The organism is Belliella pelovolcani, from assembly GCF_900156785.1.
Lineage (GTDB): Bacteria > Bacteroidota > Bacteroidia > Cytophagales > Cyclobacteriaceae > Belliella > Belliella pelovolcani.
The window spans coordinates 57,444-79,324 of sequence record NZ_FTOP01000001.1 but is presented as its reverse complement, the minus strand read 5'-3'; the positions used below and the strand labels follow the sequence as shown (position 1 = coordinate 79,324).

General features: G+C 38.1%; 22 protein-coding genes. 9 read left to right on the top strand and 13 right to left on the bottom strand.

Features of this window, described 5'->3' with window-relative positions; all coding sequences use genetic code 11:
- Positions 1–36: 36 nt before the first annotated feature.
- The 7 genes from BW935_RS00375 to BW935_RS00345 all read right to left on the bottom strand — a co-directional run bounded on the left by BW935_RS00375 (position 37) and on the right by BW935_RS00345 (position 7,062).
- Complete coding sequence (locus tag BW935_RS00375) at positions 37–2,040, bottom strand: tetratricopeptide repeat-containing sensor histidine kinase (RefSeq protein ID WP_076497460.1); 2,004 nt, start codon at positions 2,038–2,040, stop codon at positions 37–39.
- Between the two features lie 242 nt (positions 2,041–2,282).
- Positions 2,283–3,104 (bottom strand): 3-methyl-2-oxobutanoate hydroxymethyltransferase, encoded by an 822-nt coding sequence (gene panB / locus BW935_RS00370; protein ID WP_076497458.1) that lies wholly within the window; start codon positions 3,102–3,104, stop codon positions 2,283–2,285.
- A 6-nt stretch (positions 3,105–3,110) separates the two neighbouring features.
- Positions 3,111–3,614 carry a phosphoribosyltransferase family protein gene (locus BW935_RS00365; protein ID WP_076497456.1) on the bottom strand — a complete coding sequence of 168 codons (504 nt, stop codon included), beginning with the start codon at positions 3,612–3,614 and terminating at the stop codon, positions 3,111–3,113.
- A gap of 62 nt (positions 3,615–3,676) precedes the next feature.
- On the bottom strand, positions 3,677–4,600 hold the full coding sequence (rsgA, locus tag BW935_RS00360) for a ribosome small subunit-dependent GTPase A (RefSeq protein WP_076497454.1): 924 nt from the start codon (positions 4,598–4,600) through the stop codon (positions 3,677–3,679).
- A gap of 10 nt (positions 4,601–4,610) precedes the next feature.
- Positions 4,611–5,852 (bottom strand): 3-deoxy-D-manno-octulosonic acid transferase, encoded by a 1,242-nt coding sequence (locus BW935_RS00355; RefSeq protein WP_076497452.1) that lies wholly within the window; start codon positions 5,850–5,852, stop codon positions 4,611–4,613.
- A 134-nt stretch (positions 5,853–5,986) separates the two neighbouring features.
- The gene (locus tag BW935_RS00350; RefSeq protein WP_076497450.1) at positions 5,987–6,616 is read right to left on the bottom strand and encodes a peroxiredoxin; all 630 of its coding nucleotides are present in this window, start codon (positions 6,614–6,616) and stop codon (positions 5,987–5,989) included.
- Between the two features lie 17 nt (positions 6,617–6,633).
- Positions 6,634–7,062 (bottom strand): Fur family transcriptional regulator, encoded by a 429-nt coding sequence (locus tag BW935_RS00345; RefSeq protein ID WP_076497449.1) that lies wholly within the window; start codon positions 7,060–7,062, stop codon positions 6,634–6,636.
- A gap of 311 nt (positions 7,063–7,373) precedes the next feature.
- Here BW935_RS00345 and BW935_RS00340 point away from each other — a divergent pair, with 311 nt between their 5' ends.
- Together BW935_RS00340 and BW935_RS00335 are read left to right on the top strand one after the other, a co-directional pair.
- Entirely contained in the window at positions 7,374–7,859 is a 486-nt protein-coding gene (locus tag BW935_RS00340) for a low molecular weight protein-tyrosine-phosphatase (protein WP_076497447.1), read from the top strand.
- Positions 7,852–8,727: a fructosamine kinase family protein gene (locus tag BW935_RS00335; RefSeq protein ID WP_076497445.1), complete on the top strand. Its 876-nt coding sequence runs from the start codon at positions 7,852–7,854 to the stop codon at positions 8,725–8,727. Before BW935_RS00340 ends, BW935_RS00335 begins: the two co-directional genes overlap by 8 nt.
- Here BW935_RS00335 and BW935_RS00330 read toward each other — a convergent pair.
- Positions 8,719–9,990 carry an aspartate kinase gene (locus BW935_RS00330; protein WP_076497443.1) on the bottom strand — a complete coding sequence of 424 codons (1,272 nt, stop codon included), beginning with the start codon at positions 9,988–9,990 and terminating at the stop codon, positions 8,719–8,721. The two genes, BW935_RS00335 and BW935_RS00330, sit on opposite strands and share 9 nt — an antisense overlap.
- A 57-nt stretch (positions 9,991–10,047) precedes the next feature.
- On the opposite strand from BW935_RS00330, the gene fbp reads away from it, so the two are divergent.
- The gene (fbp, locus tag BW935_RS00325) at positions 10,048–11,085 is read left to right on the top strand and encodes a class 1 fructose-bisphosphatase (RefSeq protein WP_076497441.1); all 1,038 of its coding nucleotides are present in this window, start codon (positions 10,048–10,050) and stop codon (positions 11,083–11,085) included.
- Position 11,086: 1 nt separating this feature from the next.
- Here the strand turns inward: fbp and BW935_RS00320 are convergent, their stop codons facing one another.
- The 3 genes from BW935_RS00320 to yihA all read right to left on the bottom strand — a co-directional run bounded on the left by BW935_RS00320 (position 11,087) and on the right by yihA (position 12,571).
- Entirely contained in the window at positions 11,087–11,389 is a 303-nt protein-coding gene (locus BW935_RS00320) for a hypothetical protein (protein ID WP_076497439.1), read from the bottom strand.
- Positions 11,390–11,473: 84 nt separating this feature from the next.
- Positions 11,474–11,905, bottom strand: coding sequence for a DUF5606 family protein (locus BW935_RS00315; protein ID WP_076497437.1), 432 nt, complete (start codon positions 11,903–11,905; stop codon positions 11,474–11,476).
- Between the two features lie 57 nt (positions 11,906–11,962).
- Complete coding sequence (gene yihA / locus BW935_RS00310; RefSeq protein ID WP_076497435.1) at positions 11,963–12,571, bottom strand: ribosome biogenesis GTP-binding protein YihA/YsxC; 609 nt, start codon at positions 12,569–12,571, stop codon at positions 11,963–11,965.
- Positions 12,572–12,750: 179 nt separating this feature from the next.
- Between yihA and ubiE the strand changes: the two genes are divergently transcribed.
- From ubiE to BW935_RS00295, 3 genes are read left to right on the top strand one after another with little or no spacing between them, the layout of a single operon-like run.
- Entirely contained in the window at positions 12,751–13,473 is a 723-nt protein-coding gene (ubiE, locus tag BW935_RS00305) for a bifunctional demethylmenaquinone methyltransferase/2-methoxy-6-polyprenyl-1,4-benzoquinol methylase UbiE (protein ID WP_076497433.1), read from the top strand.
- 38 nt (positions 13,474–13,511) lie between these two features.
- Positions 13,512–14,201, top strand: coding sequence for a type IX secretion/gliding motility protein PorT/SprT (gene porT, locus BW935_RS00300; protein ID WP_449374837.1), 690 nt, complete (start codon positions 13,512–13,514; stop codon positions 14,199–14,201).
- Between the two features lie 25 nt (positions 14,202–14,226).
- Complete coding sequence (locus tag BW935_RS00295; RefSeq protein ID WP_076498117.1) at positions 14,227–15,237, top strand: cyanophycinase; 1,011 nt, start codon at positions 14,227–14,229, stop codon at positions 15,235–15,237.
- Here the strand turns inward: BW935_RS00295 and BW935_RS00290 are convergent.
- Entirely contained in the window at positions 15,224–16,351 is a 1,128-nt protein-coding gene (locus tag BW935_RS00290; RefSeq protein WP_076497429.1) for an App1 family protein, read from the bottom strand. The two genes, BW935_RS00295 and BW935_RS00290, sit on opposite strands and share 14 nt — an antisense overlap.
- Before the next feature lie 97 nt (positions 16,352–16,448).
- On the opposite strand from BW935_RS00290, the gene rlmN reads away from it, so the two are divergent.
- The 3 genes from rlmN (at position 16,449) to BW935_RS00275 (ending at position 20,940) form a co-directional block, all read left to right on the top strand.
- Entirely contained in the window at positions 16,449–17,513 is a 1,065-nt protein-coding gene (gene rlmN / locus BW935_RS00285) for a dual-specificity RNA methyltransferase RlmN (protein ID WP_076497427.1), read from the top strand.
- 171 nt (positions 17,514–17,684) lie between these two features.
- Entirely contained in the window at positions 17,685–20,381 is a 2,697-nt protein-coding gene (locus tag BW935_RS00280; protein WP_076497425.1) for a TonB-dependent receptor plug domain-containing protein, read from the top strand.
- An 88-nt stretch (positions 20,382–20,469) separates the two neighbouring features.
- Entirely contained in the window at positions 20,470–20,940 is a 471-nt protein-coding gene (locus tag BW935_RS00275; RefSeq protein ID WP_076498114.1) for a hypothetical protein, read from the top strand.
- Position 20,941: 1 nt separating this feature from the next.
- On the opposite strand, the gene BW935_RS00270 is transcribed toward BW935_RS00275, so the two are convergent.
- The gene (locus tag BW935_RS00270; RefSeq protein ID WP_076497423.1) at positions 20,942–21,871 is read right to left on the bottom strand and encodes a rhomboid family protein; all 930 of its coding nucleotides are present in this window, start codon (positions 21,869–21,871) and stop codon (positions 20,942–20,944) included.
- Positions 21,872–21,881: the final 10 nt, after the last annotated feature.

Below are 21,881 nucleotides of genomic sequence, written 5' to 3'. Positions count from 1 at the left end.
TATCTCAATGTGAGAAAATCCGTAGTAGTGGGTATATTATACCATTATGTCGGCTTCCTTGGCAATAGTGAGCTTATCTATCGGAAGATCGATAATCAAGCTACTTCCTTTTCTATCTGGATGGCTATCTATTTCAAAATCTGCATTGATTCTTTTAAGCCTTGATTGAATATTTCTCCAGCCATTTCCCGAACTATTCTGAAGCCTATTGACATCAAAGCCTGCTCCATCATCCTCAATTAATAAGTTGAGCTCAATGTCATGCCTGACTAGCTGAATTGTGATTTTGGAGGCATTGGCATATTTGATGACATTATTGACCCATTCTTGAATCACGCGATAGAGTGAGATCTCTTGGATTTCACTGAGTCTCCCAGTCATCTCTTGGGTGTCTGTGATGATTTGGATTTTCCCAGAACTATTCATGCGTTGGGCAAATTCCATCAGCGCTTCCTTCAATCCAAATTGGATCAATGTGGCAGGCATTAAATTGAAGGCGATGTTTCGGATTTCGGTATGCATTTCCTTGAGGATTGACTCACTCTTGTCCACAATAGCAATTCGGTCTTCCATTTCTCCATTTCTGTCATTCAGGTTGGAAATATTCAATCTCAGAGCTGAAATCAATTGACCAAATCCGTCATGCAGGTCTTGTGCGAATCGTTTTCTTTCGACTTCTTGAGATTCAAGCGCTGCATTGATGTAGGCTTCCTTGATTTCAATTTCTTTTTGTTGAAGGAGAAGTTGGCGGGCTTTTTTCTGTCTGCTTTGATTGAGGAGAAAAAGTATGCTTATCAAGAAAAGGATAACCAACAGAGAGAAGATCAATACTAGATTCCTTTGATTACTAGCTTTTTGTTTGGATAGTTCGGTCTCTTGAAGGATGATTTGGCTTTCTTTCTTTTCAGTTTCATACTTGGTTTCGATGTCTGCTAACAAGGCAGCTTTATCCAAATTGAAAATACTGTCTCTAAAAGATTGAGCCATTTTGAAGGAAGACAATGCTTTTTGGAAATCTCCTTTTTCTTCATAAATATCACTTAGTACTGTGTGTGCAGCAGAGAGTCTTTTGTTATCTTTAATTTTTTCTGATAAAGCCAATGATTTTTTTCCATAATCCTCCGCTAAGGGAAAATTCTCTAGTTGTAGTTGAGCTTTGGCCATGGATTGAAGAAGCACAGCATAATCATAATCATTATTGAGTTTTGATTGATAGATTTCTAGTGATTTTAGATAATGCTTATATGCTTGATTGGGTCTTCCGAGTTCCATATCAAAGTTTCCAAGGTTAGTAGATGCGATTGCCAAGGCTTTGTAATCTCCCAGTTCTTCGGATGTCATCACGCATTTGGAATAGTAAAAAGCTGCAGAATCCAATTCTTTTAAATTATGAAAAGAAGACCCAAGGTTTAGGTAGATTTTCTGGAGATTGTGCTTGTCGTTGACTTTGTTTTTGGTAGTCAGGGCTCGGCGATAATAGCCAAGGGCTTTGGAGTTGTCTTCTAATAAATAATTAATATTTCCAACAGAGAATAATGAGTTTCCAATCATTTTTTCATCTCCAATTTCTTCAGAAGTTTTTAATGCGAGTGTTGCATAGTCGAGCGCCTTGGTGTAGTCACTTTTGTTTTGATAGACCATTGAGAGGTTGTTGTAGACTGCCGAAAGTCCTCTAAGGTCATTTTTTGCTTGATAGGCCTCGGCAGACTTATTGAGATAGTAAGCAGCCGAGTCATAAGAGGACCCTACCCAATGTACTACCCCGATCACGGTATAGGCATATCCGATGATCCTTAGGCTGCTGACATTTTCCAAAGTTTTGATTCCTTGATGTGCTAGGTCTAACGCTTCAGTATTTTCAGCATACATTTTTTGCCAAGCTAGATCCATCAGGGCTTCTGCTTTGATGCTGTCTATCGATGAGGTTTGTATTAGGTTTCCCAAGCTATCTTGGATCGCCTGATTTTGTGCATGGCCTAGAAAGTTGAATAAAAAAAAGCAAAAAAATAAGGCCTTAATCTTATAGCTGAGGTTTTTCATTGTCTTGTGGCTTGTAGAAATACCTAGACAATATAGCTGATAATTACAGTTTTATGAAAAAAAAATAATATGAGTATCCGCAATGTTGCATGTTATGAAAAAAGAGGCATTATATTTTGCGAATACTCGTCAACAGACAACAGCACACAGTCAACCGAAAATGGAATCATACATTCTATGATTAATTGTTCGGCCAGTGCAAGTAAGCGGATATACATAAAAATAATAGGTATAAGTGAAATTTAATAACTCTCACTTTCATTGGGGAAGTTTTTTGCTTTGACATCAGTGATGTAGTTTTGGACTGCTTCAGTCATGGTTGTTCTCAAGTCTGCATATTGCCTGAGGAATCTAGGCTTAAACTCCTGAGTGATGCCTAGCATATCATGAACAACTAACACTTGGCCATCTACATCACCACCTGCGCCGATACCGATGACTGGTATGCTGACAGTTTCCGCTACTTGCTTGGCAAGCTTGGCAGGTATTTTTTCAAGCACAATCGCAAAACAGCCTGCTTCCTCCAATATTTTGGCGTCGGCGATTAGCTTATTGGCTTCTTCTTCTTCCTTTGCCCTAACGGTATATGTGCCGAATTTATAGATAGACTGGGGTGTCAGGCCTAAGTGTCCCATGACTGGTACTCCAGCGCTCAGTATTCTGGTGATGGATTCTTTGATTTCGGATCCTCCTTCTACTTTGACAGCATGTGCGCCAGATTCTTTCATGATTCTAATTGCAGACCGTAGTGCTTCAGAGCTATTGCCTTGATAGGAACCAAAAGGGATGTCAACTACCACAAAAGCACGTTTTACAGCACGGACTACCGAAGTGGCATGATAGATCATCTGATCCATGGTAATCGGTAGGGTGGTCTCGTGTCCAGCCATGACATTGGAAGCAGAGTCACCTACCAAGATGATGTCAATCCCAGCTGCATCAACTATGCCTGCCATGGAGAAATCATAAGCTGTAAGCATGGATATTTTTTCACCACGATTTTTCATTTCCTGTAGAATATGTGTGGTGATGCGCTTGATATTAGAAGACTGATGTACAGACATGATCGCTTAGTGAAGGTGTACGGTATAATTATCTTTGGTCAAATTTACCTCAATATGTTCATTGAGGGTAGTGGACAACTCTAAGCCTGTATAATCAGCTGAGACTGGAAAAAGTTTATGGCTTCGGTTGACCAAGACCGCCATTTCCATTTTTTTAATGGGAATTTCTAGAAAAGGTTTAAGTGCATAAGCCAGTGTTTTTCCAGTATTCAATACATCGTCTACCAGAATCAAACATTTATTTTCCAGATTACTATTCCCAGAAAGTTTTACCTCGCCTTGTACAAGTGAATTTTTGTCCAGAATGACTTCCATTACGGATGCTCTTAATGGAGAGATTGATTGGAGCTTATCAGCCAAGAGATCGGCGAAAACTTTGCCCATTCCTGATATTCCTGCGAAGAAAATTTCCTCTTCTGAGGAGTTTCTTTCATAGATTTCATAGGCCATTCGGGTGATTTTCTGTCCGATTTGACGGTGATTGAGTACTAGAGATTGATTTTCGCTCATGTTAGCTTTGATCCAGTTTCAAAGATGAAAATTAAGGCAATTGAAGTTAGAATCAAAAATCTTTAGCGATGATCATCTTCTTCATGAAGGATATTGACATAGGAGTCATAGCGGTATGGGTGGATGTAACCTTCTTCAAGTTTTTCGAGCACCATGCAGCCCGGCTCGTTGAGGTGTCTACAATTGTTGTATTTGCATTGACCCAGGTATTGTCTCATCTCTGGGAAATAGTGGGAAAGCTCAAAGTCATCGATGTCGAGGATACCAAATTCTTTGATCCCAGGGGTATCTATCAAGTAGCCACCCTGCTCTAGCGCAAACATTTCTGCAAATGTAGTCGTGTGTACTCCTTTAGCACTGAATTTTGATATTTCTTTGGTCTCTTGGGCAGCCTCAGGGATCAATTTATTCAGCAAGGTAGATTTTCCAACCCCACTATGACCTGACATCAAGGTAGTTTTTCCTTTTAAAAGAGGGAGGAATTTTTCCTTTAGACCTGATTCAGTGGTTGCAGATATTTCTATGACAGGATAACCTAGTAGTTCGTAGATTTCATGGATATCTTGGAGGTATTCTAAGTCTTTCTCTTTTTCTACCAAATCCATTTTATTGACAATTATGGTAGCAGGGATCCTAAAACTTTCTGTACTCACTAAAAACCTATCGATAAAACCAAGTGATGTTCTGGGGTTTCGGATAGTAATGATCAGGTAAGCTTGATCAATATTAGAGGCAATGATATGAGAAAAATGTATTTTTCTGGTAGATTTCCTGATGATGTAATTCTCTCTGGGAAGAATTTCGTCTATGGTCCAAGTAGGTAAGTCAGCCTCCTGCACCACTTCCACATAATCTCCTACAGCAATGGGGTTGGTGAGTTTGAGGTTATCTTGCTTGAATTTGCCACGTAGCCGAGACTTGACAAGTCCAGATGCTGTCTGTACCATGTACCAGCTCCCAGTAGATTTGATGACTCTTCCTTGCATGATTGATGTGTTAAGCGGTATATTTTAAAACCACTTCAATGATTTTTTTAGCACTACCTCGATTTTCTTTCACCAATTTCTCAGCCGCTTGGCAGGTGGTATGATAGAGTGTAGCATCCTCCAATGCCTCCATGGTGGACTTTAAGTCCTCAAAGTTAGCAACAGCAGCGCTAGCACCATAATCTATGCTGATTTTTGCTTCTGGGAATTTTTTTGGTTTTTTCAAATTTCCAAAGAGCACCGGAATTTTAAATGCCAAAGGTTCAAGGATATTGTGTAGCCCCTTCCCAAAAGCACCACCTACGTAAGCAGTATATGCATACTGATACAATGATGAAAGCATGCCGATGTTATCTATGAAAAGTACAGATTCATTTTGTAAATCACTGATAGATGAATATTTGATAGAAGGCAACTCGATTTGACTTGCCCAAAGATCTATTTGATCAGGGTGTATGTCATGTGGAGCGATGATGAATTTATAGTTTGATGCTTGATTGATCCAAGGGATCCAGATTTTCATATCTTCTTCCCATGCTGAGCCAATGACTATGGTCTTGGAACCTTTACAAAATGCCTCTATTTCTGGATATGATTTTGGGTCAGCACTGATTTCACTTACCCTATCGAACCTGGTATCTCCAGTTTGGGTGCAATTGGTTATTTTGATCTGACGAAGTAAGTCTATGCTTCGCTCGTTTTGAGTGAATACATGATCGAAAGCGCGAAGTGTTTTTCTGAAAAACCCGCCAAATATTTGGAAATAAACTTGATCCTCTCGCATAGAAGCAGAGAAAAGAAAAAGAGGGATACGCTGTTTCTTCGCCTCTAAGATATAATTTGCCCAAAGGTCATATTTTACAAAAAACACCATACTTGGCTGGAGCAGATTGATGAATTTTTCAGAGTTCTTAGCAGTATCTATTGGAAGGTAAATAATAAGATCAATGTGCTCTTGCTTTTTTTTCTTAACGTTTTCATAGCCTGAAGGGCTGTAGAATGTAAGTACGATGCTGAGGTCTGGTTTCTCTTCTTTAAGTTGTTTGATAACGGGTTTTGCCTGTTCATACTCCCCAAGTGAAGCTACATGGAACCAAGCCACCGGGTTTTTGGTGTTTTCTTTGAAGGTTTGAATTTCCCGAAAAGTATTTTTTCTACCTTCGACAAATGCCCTGATTTTTGGCCGACTATTTTGTAGTAGCTTTACTAAAATAGAAAGCAATGTCATCGAAAAATCATATAGTAATTTCATCACGTAAAAATTTGTTTAAATCTGGTAGGTTTGTTGAGAATATTGAAATAATAAGGCAAGAAATAAAAATTAATTGAAATGAAAAAGCCTCAATCCAAATGGATCGAGGCTTTTAAGATATTTACCAATTAGAATCAGTTTTTGCTCAAATAAGCAGAAACACCTTCTTTAGTAGCAGTCATTGCTTCTTTTCCTTCTTCCCAGTTTGCTGGACATACTTCACCGAATTTTTCTACGTGCTGAAGTGCATCTACCAATCTGATCATTTCGTCAATGTTTCTTCCTAGCGGAAGGTCATTGATAGTTTCTTGTCTCACAACACCATTTTTATCGATCAAGAAAGTACCTCTAAAAGCTACAGGAGCTCCTTCGAAAGTCAATTCGCCTTCTTCGTTGTAGTTCCACTCACCAGCCAATACACCAAAATTGTGAGCGATAGTTTTTGCAGTATCTGCCACCAATGGGTAGGTAACGCCTTCGATTCCTCCTTGTGCTTTTGGAGTAGCTAACCATGCAAGGTGAGTTTCTTCAGTATCTGTAGAAGCACCTACTACTGCTACGCCTCTTTTCTCGAATTCAGCCAATTTTTCTTGGAAAGCCAAGATTTCAGTTGGGCATACGAATGTGAAATCTTTTGGATAGAAGAAGAATACAACTTCTTTGTTGCCAATGTATTGCTCCAAAGAGAAGTTTTCAACGATTTCTTCACCATTGATTACAGCTGCTGTGCTGAAAATAGGGGCTTTTTTTCCTACTAATGACATAATTTTTGTGTTTAATATTAGATAATAGTTTCTGTTTTTTTGAAGCCTTTGAACACCACAGAGATTTCATCAATCTCAAAATCTTCAAAGTTGTTTTTAGAAATGAAATCCTTTAACAATTGCTCAAAGGCTTCATTTCTATAATCTCTAATTTCATGCGTATCCTTACAATAAAGGTGGCTATGTGCTTCTAATATTGCATCGAAGCGCATGACGCCTTTTTGATCAATGAATTTTCTTAATATTCCAGCATGTACAAAGCTATCAAGCGTCTTATATACAGTTCCAAGGGAAATAGATGGATTGTCAATGGAAATCAAATCAAAAACTTGCTCAGCTGTGGGATGAGCAACGGATGCTTCCAGAGCCTTGAGAATGACCATTCTTTGATGAGTGAATTTCAAGCCTTTGTTAGTGATTTTGTCTTTGACAGCGATCCTGTTCATTGAATAATTTCTAAATAACAATAGTTATTATTTGCGAATTGTTATACAAAGGTACTGATCATTGAAAATCTTTCAAAAAAATCACCAAATAATATTTGGCAATCGTTGTTTAAAATTAGATTATGGTAAAAAAATATTGGTAAAATTAATTTGAGCAAAGCCTTCAACTGATGTCCTTATCAAAGGTGAAATAATATTTTGTGCTTCTTATTTACTTTTTCAAGTTTTATATAATAGTCATTTGAAATCCTCAGTAAAAATTATTTATCTTGTAACCTGCTTAAATTATCCCAGTTCAGATATTTGATTCAATGATTAGTGTTTTATTTGTTTGTTTAGGTAATATTTGTCGTTCTCCACTTGCTGAGGCTATATTCAATCATAAACTTAAGGAGAATGGATTAACTGATAAGTTTAAAAGTGACAGCTGTGGTACATCAGACTACCATATTGGAGAGCTGCCTGATGAGCGTACGCTTCAGTGTGCCTCAGATAGAGGGGTAGCTGTCAATCACCGAGGGAGGCAGATCAATAGAGTTGATATCCGTGAGTTTGATTACATCCTTGCCATGGATAAGGCGAACAAAAAAAATATTGAAAATTTGATTGTCAAATATGGTGTCAATCATGATCAAGTGTATCTAATTAGAGAATTTCAGCCTAATGCAGAAGAACTAGAGGTACCCGACCCTTATTATGGTGGAATGGAGAAGTTTGAAGAAGTATATGAAATCTTAGATGAATCGATCAGTCATTTTCTGCAATTCCTCAAACAGGAGCATCAGATGTATGTTTGATCAAACCCAAATTTACGAGCAGATACTTTTTCAAAGTTTAGGTGAAGATATCAAAGTCCATCAGGCTCGGTTGATAGCAGCAGGGAATTTTAATCAGGGTGTACAGCTCCTTACCAGTGCAGGTAATTTCTTTTTAAAGTTAAATTTTGATCATAGGAAAGACATTTTTCAAAAAGAAGCCGAGGGATTAGCCTTGATGAGTGAATTTTGCCCGCTTAACATTCCAAAAGTATATCATTTTGGGCAACTTGAAGATTATTGTTTTTTATTGATGGACTGGGTGGCTTCTACTCCGGCTAATAAAGACTACTGGGAACAATTGGGATTTGGCTTAGCTCAGATGCATATGGCTACGCAATCAGAGTTTGGGCTGGATAGTGACAACTATATTGCATCTCTAGAGCAATTTAATCAACCTCATGAAAGCTGGTCTGAGTTTTTTATCAACCAAAGGCTGGAGCCAATGATTGGGAAGGCTTATTATGAAAACCTTGTCGGGGCTGAATTTTTAGATAAGTTCCGAGAGATATATCCAAGATTGCATAACTTCTTCCCAAAGGAAAAGCCAGCACTTTTACATGGAGACTTTTGGTCAGGTAATGTGTTGCCAGACCAATTCGGTAGTCCATTAATCGTCGATCCTGCAATCTATTATGGACACAGGGAGGTAGATTTGGCTTTTTCTAGGATGTTTGGAGGGTTTGATCCTCGATTCTATGAAGCCTATGAAGAAGTATTCCCATTAGAAAGTGGATTTGAACAACGCGTGGAGGTATATAATCTCTACCCACTCTTAGTCCACCTCTTGTTGTTTGGGGAGAGTTATTTGTCAGGAATCGAGAAAACAGTAGATCGTATTCTAGCCTAAGGTTTTGTATACTATCTGGAAGGTAGTTCTCGTGATTTGCTCCATAAGTACAGCTTTATTCTGCATCATTTTTTTGATCATTTTGGAAGTTGGGTTTTTGATGGTGATCAGATTAAGGTCTGTATTATATTTGATTTGAAAAGCTGAATTCAAACTCAGAATAAGTTTTTCTAGCTTGAAAAGCTGTTCGTCGATTACAATTGAAATGCTTATAGCAGATGTCTGTAGCAGATTAACCTTCAGTTTGAGTTTTTCCAATTCTGAGTATACTAGATGCATATGTTGCTCATTGATAAAAGTAAAGTCCGTAACCTTGAAGGTTACCAATATTTGTGCTTCTTTGAGTACGATACAAGGGACGGTATTTGCTTTGGCTACCTGATGGATTTTTGTCCCTGAGCCATCAGGCCTCAAAAATGATTTTACAAAAAGTGGGATATTTTTGTTTGCTAAAGGTTTGATGGTCTTGGGATGAATCACAGAGGCTCCATAGTAAGTCAATTCGGCTGCTTCATGGTAGTCTAATTCTTCAAATTTGGTCGTTTTTTTAAATTTTTTTGGATCTGCATTGAGCACACCTTCTACGTCTTTCCAAATAGTAACTGCAGAGGCATCTAGGCAATAAGCAAGAATTGAAGCGGTGAAATCTGAGCCTTCTCTTCCAAGTGTTGTACTTTTCCCTAAAGTGTCTTTACCAATGAAGCCTTGTGTTACGACCAGTGATTTTTCAGCAATCGGTTTTAATATTTCATTGATTTTAGTTTGGGTGGAAGTCCAATTTACTTTAGCAAATCTGAATTCGGAATTGGTACTGATGAGATCTCGCGCGTCTAGCCAAGTGGAAGATACCCCTCTATAACTGAAGTAAGCTTGAATAATGAGGGTAGATACAAGCTCACCAAATACGATGACCTGGTCATAAAATTCGTCATAATTTTCTTTGTCTAAGGGCTTATGTAATTCTTTTAGTAGCATTTCAAATTGAAATGCTACTTTTTCAAAAATCTCGTGCTCTTTTGGAAATAGAGATTCGCAAACATTCAAGTGTTGGTCTTTTATAATTGCACATTTCAAAGAATAGTCCTCTTGATTGAGTTTTGTCTTTAAAATTTCTTCTATGGCATTTGTAGTCTTCCCCATAGCAGAAATCACCAGAATCATTGGTGTTTGCAATCGTTTGAATAAAATATTGAATAGGTTTTTGATAGATTCGGCATCTTTCACGGAAGCCCCTCCAAATTTGAAAACAATTGCTTTTGACATCAGGATTTAAGTTGTAATTTCAAATGTTCAATTTATTAATTTGTACTTTTCTAATATATGAAAATTAAGCCCTATATTCCCAATGATTCTTCCTTGGCCTATTCGGTTGGGGTAACCCTAGACAGATTCATCAAAAAGAAACAAGACGATTTCCCTTTTGCTTCTGGGGAGCTGTCACAGCTCTTGAGAGATATTGCCCTTGCTACAAAGATAGTAAATCGCGAAACCAATAGAGCTGGTCTTGCAAATATCGGGGGAGCATTTGGTCAAACCAACGTCCAAGGAGAGGAGCAACAGAAACTGGATGTGATTGCGAACATCAGGTTTACCAGGGCTTTGACCAAAGGAGGTGAGGTCTGTGCTGTTGTTTCTGAAGAAGATGATGAAGTTATTGATTTACAAAACTCCTCGGGTAAATATGTGGTTGCGATTGACCCTCTTGATGGATCCTCCAATATCGATGTCAATATTTCCATTGGAACGATTTTTTCTATTTACAGAAGGGTGACACCTGTTGGTAGCCCGATTCAACTGGAAGATATCATGCAGCCTGGTAGCAAGCAGGTCGCTGCTGGATACGTACTCTATGGGTCATCTACTATGCTCGTATATACCACTGGATGTGGTGTCAATGGATTTACCTATGAACAATCACTTGGTGAATTTTTCCTTTCTCACCCAGAAATGAAAGCCCCTGAAGATGGGAAAATCTTCTCTGTCAACGAAGGTGCGTCTAAAACTTTCAGTAAAGGGCTTAACGCCTATTTAGATACCTGTAAAAGCAGAGAGTATAGTGCAAGATATATAGGGAGTTTGGTCGCAGACTTTCATAGAAATTTGCTAAAAGGTGGCATCTACATCTATCCTGAAACGGCAAAAAACCCTGAGGGGAAACTTAGATTACTTTATGAAGCCAATGCTTTGGCTTTTATAGCAGAACAGGCGGGAGCCGCAGCCACTGATGGTAGCCAAAGGATTCTTGATATTCAGCCAACTTCTCTCCATCAAAGAACTCCATTGTATATAGGTTCAAAGAAGATGGTGGAGGAAGCGATGTCATTTGTGGGAAAAGATAATGTAGTAGCTGCTAAATAGCTCATTGTGCATATTTTCTCCGAATCTCGATTTTCTGTTTCTGCCTCTTGATGATGGCGATGCACAGCTCGTCCACCATCAGTTCTGGATCGGTTTCATGGAGAATTTGCTTGAGTCTATTTTCTCCAAGGTCTATTCTGTAGCAGATTTGGAGAAGCCTCTCAAAATCCCTATTGAGCATGTGATGAATAATTGGTTTGAGGAATTGGAGTAGTGCCTCCTCAGCTTCGATAGACTCAGTGGTTTCGATTTGGAAATCCTTCTTGATCAATTGAAAAGTGTCTTGAATGAAAGAGGCGTTCATATGAGGGCTGAATAGATTGTCAATTAAAAAAACTCGCAGGAATTTTGTGTCCTGCGAGTTTTATATTTTCTGAGGTAATTTATTTTATCCTTCTGTTTTTTCTGAATTTTCTTCAGGTTGCTCTTCCAATACTTCTGGAGCATGTGCTCTGATAATTTTGTACCAACTTACCAGTTTTTTGATGTCTGATGGATATACTTTGTCTTCATCATAATCAGGTAATACATGCTTCAGGAAAGCTTGCAATTCATCTGCATCAGCAGTGCTGTCTAAGCCAATGTCTCCTTTGAATTCAGCTTCAATCTTGATCATAATATCTTCTAAAGGAGACGCGCCTTCTTCTGTCATGGTGTACATAGAGATTTCGCTAAGCACGGAAACTCTTTGGTTAGCACCTACGACAAGTTTACCTTTTTTTTCATCCATAGACTCCAAAATCACCCCACTTCTTGTTGGTTTCAAGATTTTGTAAAGTCCTGGTTTGCCTGATACGGTAGCTATTTCGTTAAATTTCATGATTTCGTTTTCTAAATGAGCATGCAAATATAGACTTTCACATTAAAAGCCCAAGGGCTAGTTTTTTTCCTGATAAAATTCGTCAACCTGTTCTTCGATAAAGCCAGTTAACTCTTCCTTTCCTTTAGCATTTTCTGCTGATGTAATGAAGTAAAGCGGGGCTTCTTCAAAGATGGTTTTGGACGCTTTTATAAACTTGGCTACAACTGATTGTGTTTTTGGCAGAGACTGTTTATCTGCTTTTGTAAATACCAAAACTATAGGTATCCCGTTTTCTCCACACCAAGTGATGAATTCTAAATCGATTTTTTGAGGGTCTAATCTGCTATCAATCAATACAAAAAGGGCGACAAGATTTTCACGATTTGACAGGTAAGCACGGATCATATTTTCCCAATCAGACTTGATGTTTTTGCTCACCTTGGCAAAGCCATAGCCTGGTAGATCGACCATATACCATTTTTCATCAATCAAAAAGTGATTGATCAGTTGGGTTTTTCCTGGCCTTCCAGAAGTCTTTGCTAGATTTTTATTATTAGCTAGCATATTGATCAAAGAGCTTTTGCCGACATTGGAGCGTCCGATGAAAGCAAATTCTGGTTTATCAGGATTTGGGCATTTTTTGTAATCTGTATTACTGATTAAAAAGGTTGCTTTTTTGATCATGATCTTAATTTTTGACAAAGTTAAGCCTTTCCAAAGAAATATTCGATCTTGACTAGCTTAATACCTGCGATGCAAAGAAAATACCGGTCATTGAGACTCTTCAGAAGCTATAAATTCTTAACATTTTTCCATTGCTCGGGTTTACTTAGTAATATTGCAAATCATTAGAACAGGAATTCATGTCAGTAGTACCATACAAAGAGAAAGACGCGGGGAAAAAGGAGCAAGTTGCGGAGATGTTTAATAACATAAGTAAGAAATATGATTTTTTGAATCATCTGCTCAGTTTAGGGATTGACATCATCTGGAGAAAAAAGGCGATCAAAATGCTCAAAGCAGATCAGCCTAAATTGATTTTGGATATTGCAACTGGCACTGGTGACTTCGCTATCGAAGCCTTAGCCTTGAATCCTGATAAGATCATTGGGGTAGATATCTCAGCTGGTATGCTAGAAGAGGGTAAGAAGAAGATGAAAAAGCGAAAGCTAGATCACATCATTGATATGCAAATGGGAGATTCTGAGAAGCTACTTTTTGAGGATAATAAATTCGATGCGGTCATCGTTTCCTTTGGAGTTAGAAACTTTGAAAATCTGGAAAAAGGACTCGCTGATATGTACAGAGTGCTGAGACCTGGAGGGAAAACAGTCATCGTTGAATTCTCCAAGCCAAAAAAATTCCCGATGAAACAAGGATATAACTTTTATTTCAAATATATTTTACCTCAAATAGGGAAACTCGTTTCCAAGGATAACTCCGCTTACACCTATTTGCCTGAGTCTGTTCAGGCATTTCCAGATGGAAACGACTTTCTGAAAGTTTTGGAAAAAGTTGGCTTTAAAGACACAAAATGCAAACCACTGACATTCGGTATCAGCTCAATTTATATTGGAGAAAAATAATTGTTTTCAATTTTTTATTGATCCTTTCAATCGGGTCTGTGACAGCACAGGCCCGATTCAAAGAGATTAGTCAGTCTGGTCAAGATGATAAACTTATTTCCTATGGCTTTTTTCTAGCATCTCATACCAATTATTGGAGGCTGAAGTATACAGATGCTTTCATAACTGATCCTGCGCTAGCTAATATTCAGAGTATTATGCCGATCTACACTCCAGGTTTTTCATTAGGTTTTTTGGCTACTTTCAGACTACATGATCAATTGAATTTAATTCTAACGCCAAAAGTTGGTTTCTACGAATTTAGGACAGATATCAATACCTTTGTAAGTAATCCCGATGCCAATACTATTGATGAAAATAATTTTTTTACTACGAGGACTACAATCAATGAGGCGACTATGGTGGAGTTTCCGCTCCATTTTAAATATAAAGCGCAGAGGTTCAACAATTCTCGCATGTTTTTCACAGCAGGAGGATCAGCAATGTTTCGTACCAAAGACCAAGAAGAAGCAGACATAGAGGGTATTGGTACCTTGGGTCGAGATTTTACTGTGGATTTGGGGATTGGATTTGATATGTACTTCAAGTATTTCAAGTTTTCGCCAGAGGTAAGATTTTCTCATGGACTATTGGATATGTATAGACCTGAAGCCACAGATCCAGCATTTAGGGATGCGATTCAATCAATTAGAAGAAAAAGCATTACTGTCTATCTCAATTTTCAATAAAGTGAATTGCTTTAATAAAAGCCTTATGACAATACTACCCTTAGTGTTTTCCATGATGCTTGCTTGTGGAGGAGATGAGATTTCATCTCCAATTCCCCCGAATCAAGATGGCAATCCCTTTTCTTTGGGTAGAGTTGGGAGTTCTGAGGATATTCAGACCTCATCATCCACGGGAGTGGTTTTGATGGGGGGAAGTACCGATGTGGATCAAGCATTCAAGTGGATGATAGAAAAGTCAGGAGGAGGGGATTTTGTTGTTATTCGTGTGACAGGAGCTGATGCTTACAATAATTATATTCTTGGGCTTGGGAATGCTAATTCTGTGGAAACGCTTAGAATCAATACGCCGGAGGCTGCCAATGACCCAAAAGTAATTGAGACGTTAAGAAATGCAGAAGCTGTTTTTATAGCTGGAGGAGATCAATCCAATTATCTGAGGCTTTGGGAAGGAACTAAGGTTGAGGAAGCGTTACATTACTTGATTCATGAAAAGCAAATCCCAATAGGAGGCACAAGTGCAGGTTGTGCGATTATGGGTGAGTATGTCTACACAGGTGAGAATGGCAGTATCATTAGTACAGAAGCACTAGCCAATCCATTTGATGAAAGGCTGACAGTTAGAAAATCTACTTTGATCAATCATCCAATGCTGCAAGGGGTGATTACAGATCAGCATTTTTCACAACGGAATAGAGAAGGACGTCTTTTCGCTTTTATCGCAAGACTCAGTTCTCAGTCTGAATTACCAATTAGAGGAATAGCAGTGGATGAAAGAACAGCTCTATTGATAGGTTCAGAAGGAGAAATTCAGGTAGTAGGTCAAAATGAAGTTTATTTTTTGGAACAATCAGGCTTAGCGCCAGAAGTCATGTCTTCGGGGGTTCCCTTGACTTGGGATTTGAATGAATCTGCGGTAAAAATGTTTGAAGCTTCGAAAATGACAACTAAGGGTTCAGCTTCGATTTCAAATTGGGCATTTGATTGGACACAATATTGGTTTGTTAAGCAAGGGGAGATTGGTTTTAGGAGTTATTGAGACCATCCTGAATTTTTTCATTGATGATATCTTGTATATCATCCTCTCTAATCCAACCTTTTGAAAGCGCATCCTCGGCTGCTTTTAAGGTATCTTCGATGAGCAGCATATCTACGCCTAGTGATTTCATTTTATTTTTGACGTGCAATACAGTTTCTTTTCTTTTTTCGGAAACATGACGGATATAGATCATCTTCACCCTTCCAGGATAGTCTTTGATCACTTGGAGGTAGATTTCAGGATCATATTGGCCAGAATCTCCTATCAAGATAAAAGGTATGTCAGGAACCAGTTCAAAAATTTTTTCTACTTGGGAAAGCTTATGATCAAAATGACTCCCAGCGATGAGTTGCTCTCTGGATAACCCTAAGTCTCGTAGCATTAATGGTCCCAAAGGAATGCCGTGCACAGACATCATTTCAGTCAGAAAATCATATAAGTTCCAAGGACTGCTCGAGACATAAAATAAAGGGTTGTTTTCTTTTCCATCGGTTCCCTTTTCTAAAGCCTGATAAAATGCAGCTACACCAGGGAAAGGAATTCTTCTGTGAGCATTACCAAGAAAAGTCGTCTTGAGCATTTCCCAGATTCTAGTAGCACCAGTAGGGACAATCGTATCGTCAATATCAGAGATGATGCCATATTCCACATCCTTTGTAGGGATAATCACCCTAGCTTTAGTATTTACTTTACCTTGGTTGGGTACTATTTGATCAATAAGTTCTAATTCCAAACTAACCCAAGGTGTGGTATTTTGAAGGGGCTGCTTGGGATTGATGAAAAACTCGAAATAGCCTTCGTCATCTGTTTCAGCTATCCAAGAATCTCCGTTAATAGTTGCCTTCACTTTTACATTTGGGATTTCCCAGGACATAAAACGCTTGTACATCTTTGAGAAATTCTTCCATCGGCTATCACTTATCTCAGAAAGCCCTATGCCGCGATCTTTTAGCACCCTTCCTATCAAATAGACTTTTTCTCTACTGCCAAACCCTTTGTATGGAGCGATCATAAGGGATTTTACAAAACCTGTTTTAATCCCGAATTTCAGTTTGATTTTCGAAAAAGTTAGCTTAAAGCGATACAGAATTTCAAGAAGTATTTTATTGATCATGGATTAGATTTATCACCTCAAGTTAAAAAAATCATTTGGTAACGCTATCCAAATTTCGAATTAGTCAAAGCTCTTTGATTTTGATTAACTTTGCAAAATGGAGAGTAGCTTAAAAAAAGATATCAGAAAGTTTTCACTGGAACAGTTAGAAGAGTTTTTTGTCAATCAAGGGGACAAGAAATTTCGAGCCAAGCAGGTTTATGATTGGCTTTGGAATAAGTCCTTGAAGAATTTTGATGACATGAGTAATATTTCCAAGGAGACTAGGGAGATGTTAAAAGCTAATTTCACCATCAATCATATTTTAGTAGACTTAATGCAGCATTCTTCTGATGGCACCATCAAGAATGCAGTCAAATTATATGACAATAAGATAGTCGAATCCGTATTGATACCTACCTCCAAAAGAATAACAGCTTGTGTGTCTTCTCAAGTAGGATGTAGTCTGGATTGTAATTTCTGTGCAACAGCCAGGTTAAAGCGCATGCGTAATCTTAACCCTGACGAAATTTACGATCAGGTGGTGGCGATCAAAGATGAAGCTGAGACATACTTTAGCAGGCCATTGACCAATATAGTGTTTATGGGTATGGGTGAGCCTTTGTTGAATTACAATAATGTGATAGAGGCGATTGATAAAATCACTTCTCCAGAGGGACTTGGAATGGCGCCTAGGAGGATTACGCTTTCCACTGTAGGGATTCCCAAGATGATCAAAAAAATGGCAGATGATGAAGTGAAGTTCAATTTGGCCATTTCTTTACATTCAGCGATTAATGAAACAAGAAGTCGCTTGATGCCGATAAATGATGTCAACCCACTAGAAGACCTCGCTGAGTCGCTCAAATATTGGTATCAGAAGACCAAAAGGAAAGTTACTTATGAATATGTCATATGGGATGGGATCAATGATGATGAAGCACACGCAAAGGCATTGGCCAAATTTTGTAAGCTTATTCCTTCGAAAGTCAATATCATTCAATACAATCCTATAGATGAAGGAGAATTTAGGCAAGCCTCTCAAGAAGCTGTAGAAATGTATATCAGGATATTGGAGGGCCAAGGGATCATTGCAAAAGTTAGGAAATCTAGAGGTCAGGACATAGATGCAGCCTGTGGGCAGTTGGCCAATAAGAATGAAGTTGGTGAGCTTGGGGAGTGATTGGTTAATATGGGAATATCAGAGTTTGGGTAGAACAACATTACCAGTATTCCGTTTGTAAAAGTATGATTTTGTTAAAAACTCCTGAATAATTCTTAATCAAGTTTAAAAGGATTTGGTTGGCAGTTCATTTTTCTCTTATATTTAAAAACTAATTAAATAATCAATGTTATGAGATCTTTTTACAAAAGAAGTACACCGCTTCTGATTTTTATTACTGGTTTTGTTTTCCTGTCATTTCAACAAAATGAGCCATTGACAAAAAAAATTTTAGAATACTTTACCAACCTTCAAGCTGAGTTCCCTACGGAAAAGGTTCACCTTCACTTGGACAAAAGTGTTTATACATTTGGAGAGGATATTTGGTTTAGTGCATACTTGACAGCTGGAGGAACTCAAGTTCCCAGCCCGCTTAGTAAAACCTTATATGTCGACTTGTTTGATAGTAATGGGGAATTAGTCATTCAAAAGAAAGTACTAATTGAAGAAGGATTTGGAAATGGAGACTTCAAGTTGCCAGATTTTGGAAAAGAGGGAGTATTTCAAATCAAGGCCTACACTGCTTGGATGGAAAATTTTGGAGCTGAATATTTTTACAGTTCAGCCATAGAGGTATTTGATGCACAGAATATGGTGTTTTTTCCTCGAGTAGATTTTGAAGGCAGAGAAGTAGTAGGAGATCAGGTTAGGTACAATATTAATGTAGACGTGATTGATGCCCAAGGGAGAGCATTGTCAAATAAGCAAATAACTCTCAAGGCGATAGGGGATGGAGAGGAGTTTGCAGAGAGAAGTATAGAACTGAATGCTCTAGGACAGGCTTCCCTATCTTTTAATTTTCCATTGAAACCTTTTTCAAATCAATTCATTGAGTTGAGCTATTTGGAAAATGATAGTTATAAAGTGAAAAAGAGTCAGAAAATTCCATATTCTTTTTTATTAGCAGATGTTCAGTTCTTGCCGGAGGGAGGACATTTAGTGTCTGGTTATAAAAGTCAAGTTGCATTCAAAGGTTTATTTCCAGATGGAAGCCCTGTTGATTTTGAAGGGGAACTTCTAGATGAAAGTCAGGAAATTAAATTTAGTACATTTTTTGGAGGCATGGGTAAGTTTGAGCTTAAGCCTGAATACGGGACTTCTTATAAAGTGAAGTTAAAAGAGCTTCATTCAAATGAAGTTAGAGAAGTAGCTTTACCAAAAATTGAATCAAAAGGGCTTGTAATGCAGGTGATCAATAACCCTGAGCTTGCTTATATTACTGTTTTTATTCAAGGGAATGAGTTAGGGGAGGATATGGTTCTAGTAAGTCATACAAGAGGGATGATTAACTATATGATAGCTGGAGGCCTCAATAATGGGATATGGGGAGTTAGGCTTCCGAAGGCTAATATACTACCAGGTATAAATCATGTTACTGTATTGTCTTCTGAAGGTAAGCCACTTTTAGAGCGGTTGTTTTTTCATTATGATGAATCCTTGCTGATTAATATTGATGTGTCTGCGACCAGTAGTTACAGCCCTCGTTCGCAAGCATCTCTAGATATTACTACAAAGGTTCAGGAAATATTTTCGGGGGGAAGGTTTTCGGTAAGTATAGTTGACATGGATCAAGTACCTATTGAAACACTTTCAACTAAAGGGATCGTAAGTGAGCTTTTGTTGAATTCAGACTTAAAAGGAGCAATTTATAAGCCTCAATATTATTTTAAAGATAGAGAAGAAGATACTTTATTAGCCTTGGACTTAGTGATGATGACCAACGGCTGGAGAAGAATAGATTGGGCTGATGTAAATGCTACAAAGTATCCTCCTAATAATAGAACTATTGAGCAAGGGTTGACTTTAGAAGGCATAGTAAAGGATAAAGGAAGTACGAAAAGAGGCCTTAAGGGAGGTGAGGTAACCTTCATGGTTGGGAATGGTGAAGAAATAATCAAGACAAACTTTGGAGAGAATGGCAGATTTATTGTCTCTGATCTTTTGTTTTTCGACAGTAAGAGTCTAAATGTATCTGCGAAAGATGAAAGGTTAAAGGATTATTTGGATATTGAGATTTTTGAGGAAAAGAAATTTTTTGAAAAAATCAAAGTGAAGTCATTAGAAGGGCTTAAAGCACCGCAAGGACTTTTAGAATCATTTCCAGCAAGAAGAATAATGACACGAATGTTTGATGATGAGCTGGAAATGGAATTGGATGTTTTTGAAATAAAGGATCAATCTTTAGTGGAAGAAAAAATGCGTCAAGTGAAAATATATGGGGAAGGAGATGCAGTTTTAAAACCAGAAAATATTGTTGGTTCAGATGGATTTGTAAACATTTTTCAAATGATTCAAGGAAGAGTTGCTGGTGTTCAAGTAACAATTTCAGGAATGAATGCTTCTGTGTTGATTAGAGGAGTGGGAACAATCAGTTCAAGTTCAGAACCATTATACTTATTAAATAATATTCAAGTTGATGCATTTACTTTAATGCAAGTAAATCCTAGAGATGTTTCAACTATTGATGTTTTTAAAGATCCTGCAAGTACAGCAATTTTTGGTTCACAAGGTTCAAATGGCATAATAGCTGTTTACACAAAAATAGGGGATAGGTATGTTGGTGAATCAACTGGAAGCCTAGTATCTAATATTTCTGGCTACTCAGCTGCTCGGGAATTCTATCAGCCAAATTACGAGACAAAGACAGCTGAAAACGCAATCCCTGATAAGAGAAGTACCATCTATTGGAATCCAAATTTGAAAATTGATGAATCAGGAAAAGCGAAGATTAAGTATTACAATACTGATATCGCTAAAAAACATCTAATTGTCATCGAAGGCATGGATGCTCAGGGCCGCTTGGCCAGATTTGAGAAAATATTAGAATGAAATCCTACATTACCTTTGAATCCTTGGTAAAGCCACTTAATTTCTACCCTGAAATCAGGTTTTATCAATGATTCTTAATTATATGGGGATGAAAAAAATAATATTGATTCTATTTCTAAGTTTTTTGACTGCTGGAGTTTTTGCACAACAACATGGGGAAGCTCGATTGATGGCAGGTGGTGATTATCGTCTTACCATCAAAGACCTAGGGACTTTCATAGGCGTAGAGTATTTTTTTGCAGATAGACTTTCTTTGGCTCCGACATTCACAGTGTGGTTTCCAGATATCGGAAACTCCTTTAATCTGAATGCGGATTTGAAGTATTATTTGACTGAAGGGGTATCTCAAGTATATGTACTCGCAGGATACAGTAATTACTGGATCAATACGCAACAAGGAGATCCAGGATTATTACAGACGAGACCAGGAGGAAACCTTGGTGTTGGAGCTTATCTTGCTGCTACAGAGAAATTCGGTTTTATCACCGAAGTGAAAATGCAGAGCCAGAATACCAGATGGCCAGTATTGAGGGTAGGGGCAGTTTTAAATCTGAACTGAATTATTTCTTACTGAATTCGAAAAGTTTTCTCTTTTCGTCTTTACTAAGGGCTTCGTAGCCTTTTTCGGCAATTTTATCCAAAATCATATCAATTTCTTCTTGTGTAGTCTCGGAAGAATTTGAGAAAGAAGCAGTAGAGCGATTTGTTCTGCTGCTTTTTGTTTCTTGGCTAGAGTAAGTTTTTTTCTTGTAAGTAACTTTGATTTTACTCCTATTTGAAAGCAGTCCTTCAAAAAATTGACCTACTGCTTGAATAGGCCTACCCCAGTCATTCCCTTTTTTGAGTTGCAGAATATACCAAAAACCCATCGCAGCGCCTCCTAAATGTGCCAGCTCACCTCCGGCATTGCTTCCAGCTGAATTTGCAAAAGCAATGAACACATAGAATATAGCGATGTATTTGATTTTTACTGGTCCTATAAGGATTAAGCGAAAAGTGGTATTAGGAGCCAAGGTGGCTGCTGCCACAACGATGGCATATACTCCCGCACTAGCACCTAGCATTTTAGCTGCTGGTAGTACTTCTGTGAACATAGGTGAAATGTTATACATCAATACGTATAAAGCAGCCCCTGCAAGTCCTCCTAAAATATAAATATTAGCAAGCTTTCTACTTCCCAAGTATTCATTGACCAACATGCCAAACCAAAATAGAAATAGCATATTGAAAAGAATGTGAAATATGCCCTCGTGAAGGAACATGTATGTCAAAATAGACCAAGGCTGGAATATAAATTGTCCAAGATCAGCAGGCATCATCAAATACCCCAACAGTGTCTTATAAAGCGCACCTGCACCAGAGAAGCTCAGAACGATCCTGACTACCAGCACAGACACAAACACCAAGAGATTGATGGCAATCAACTTATACAGGCTGTTATTGCTGTGTCGAAACGCATTCCTCAAATTATCCCAAAATCCTCCGTACATAGCCTTTTCT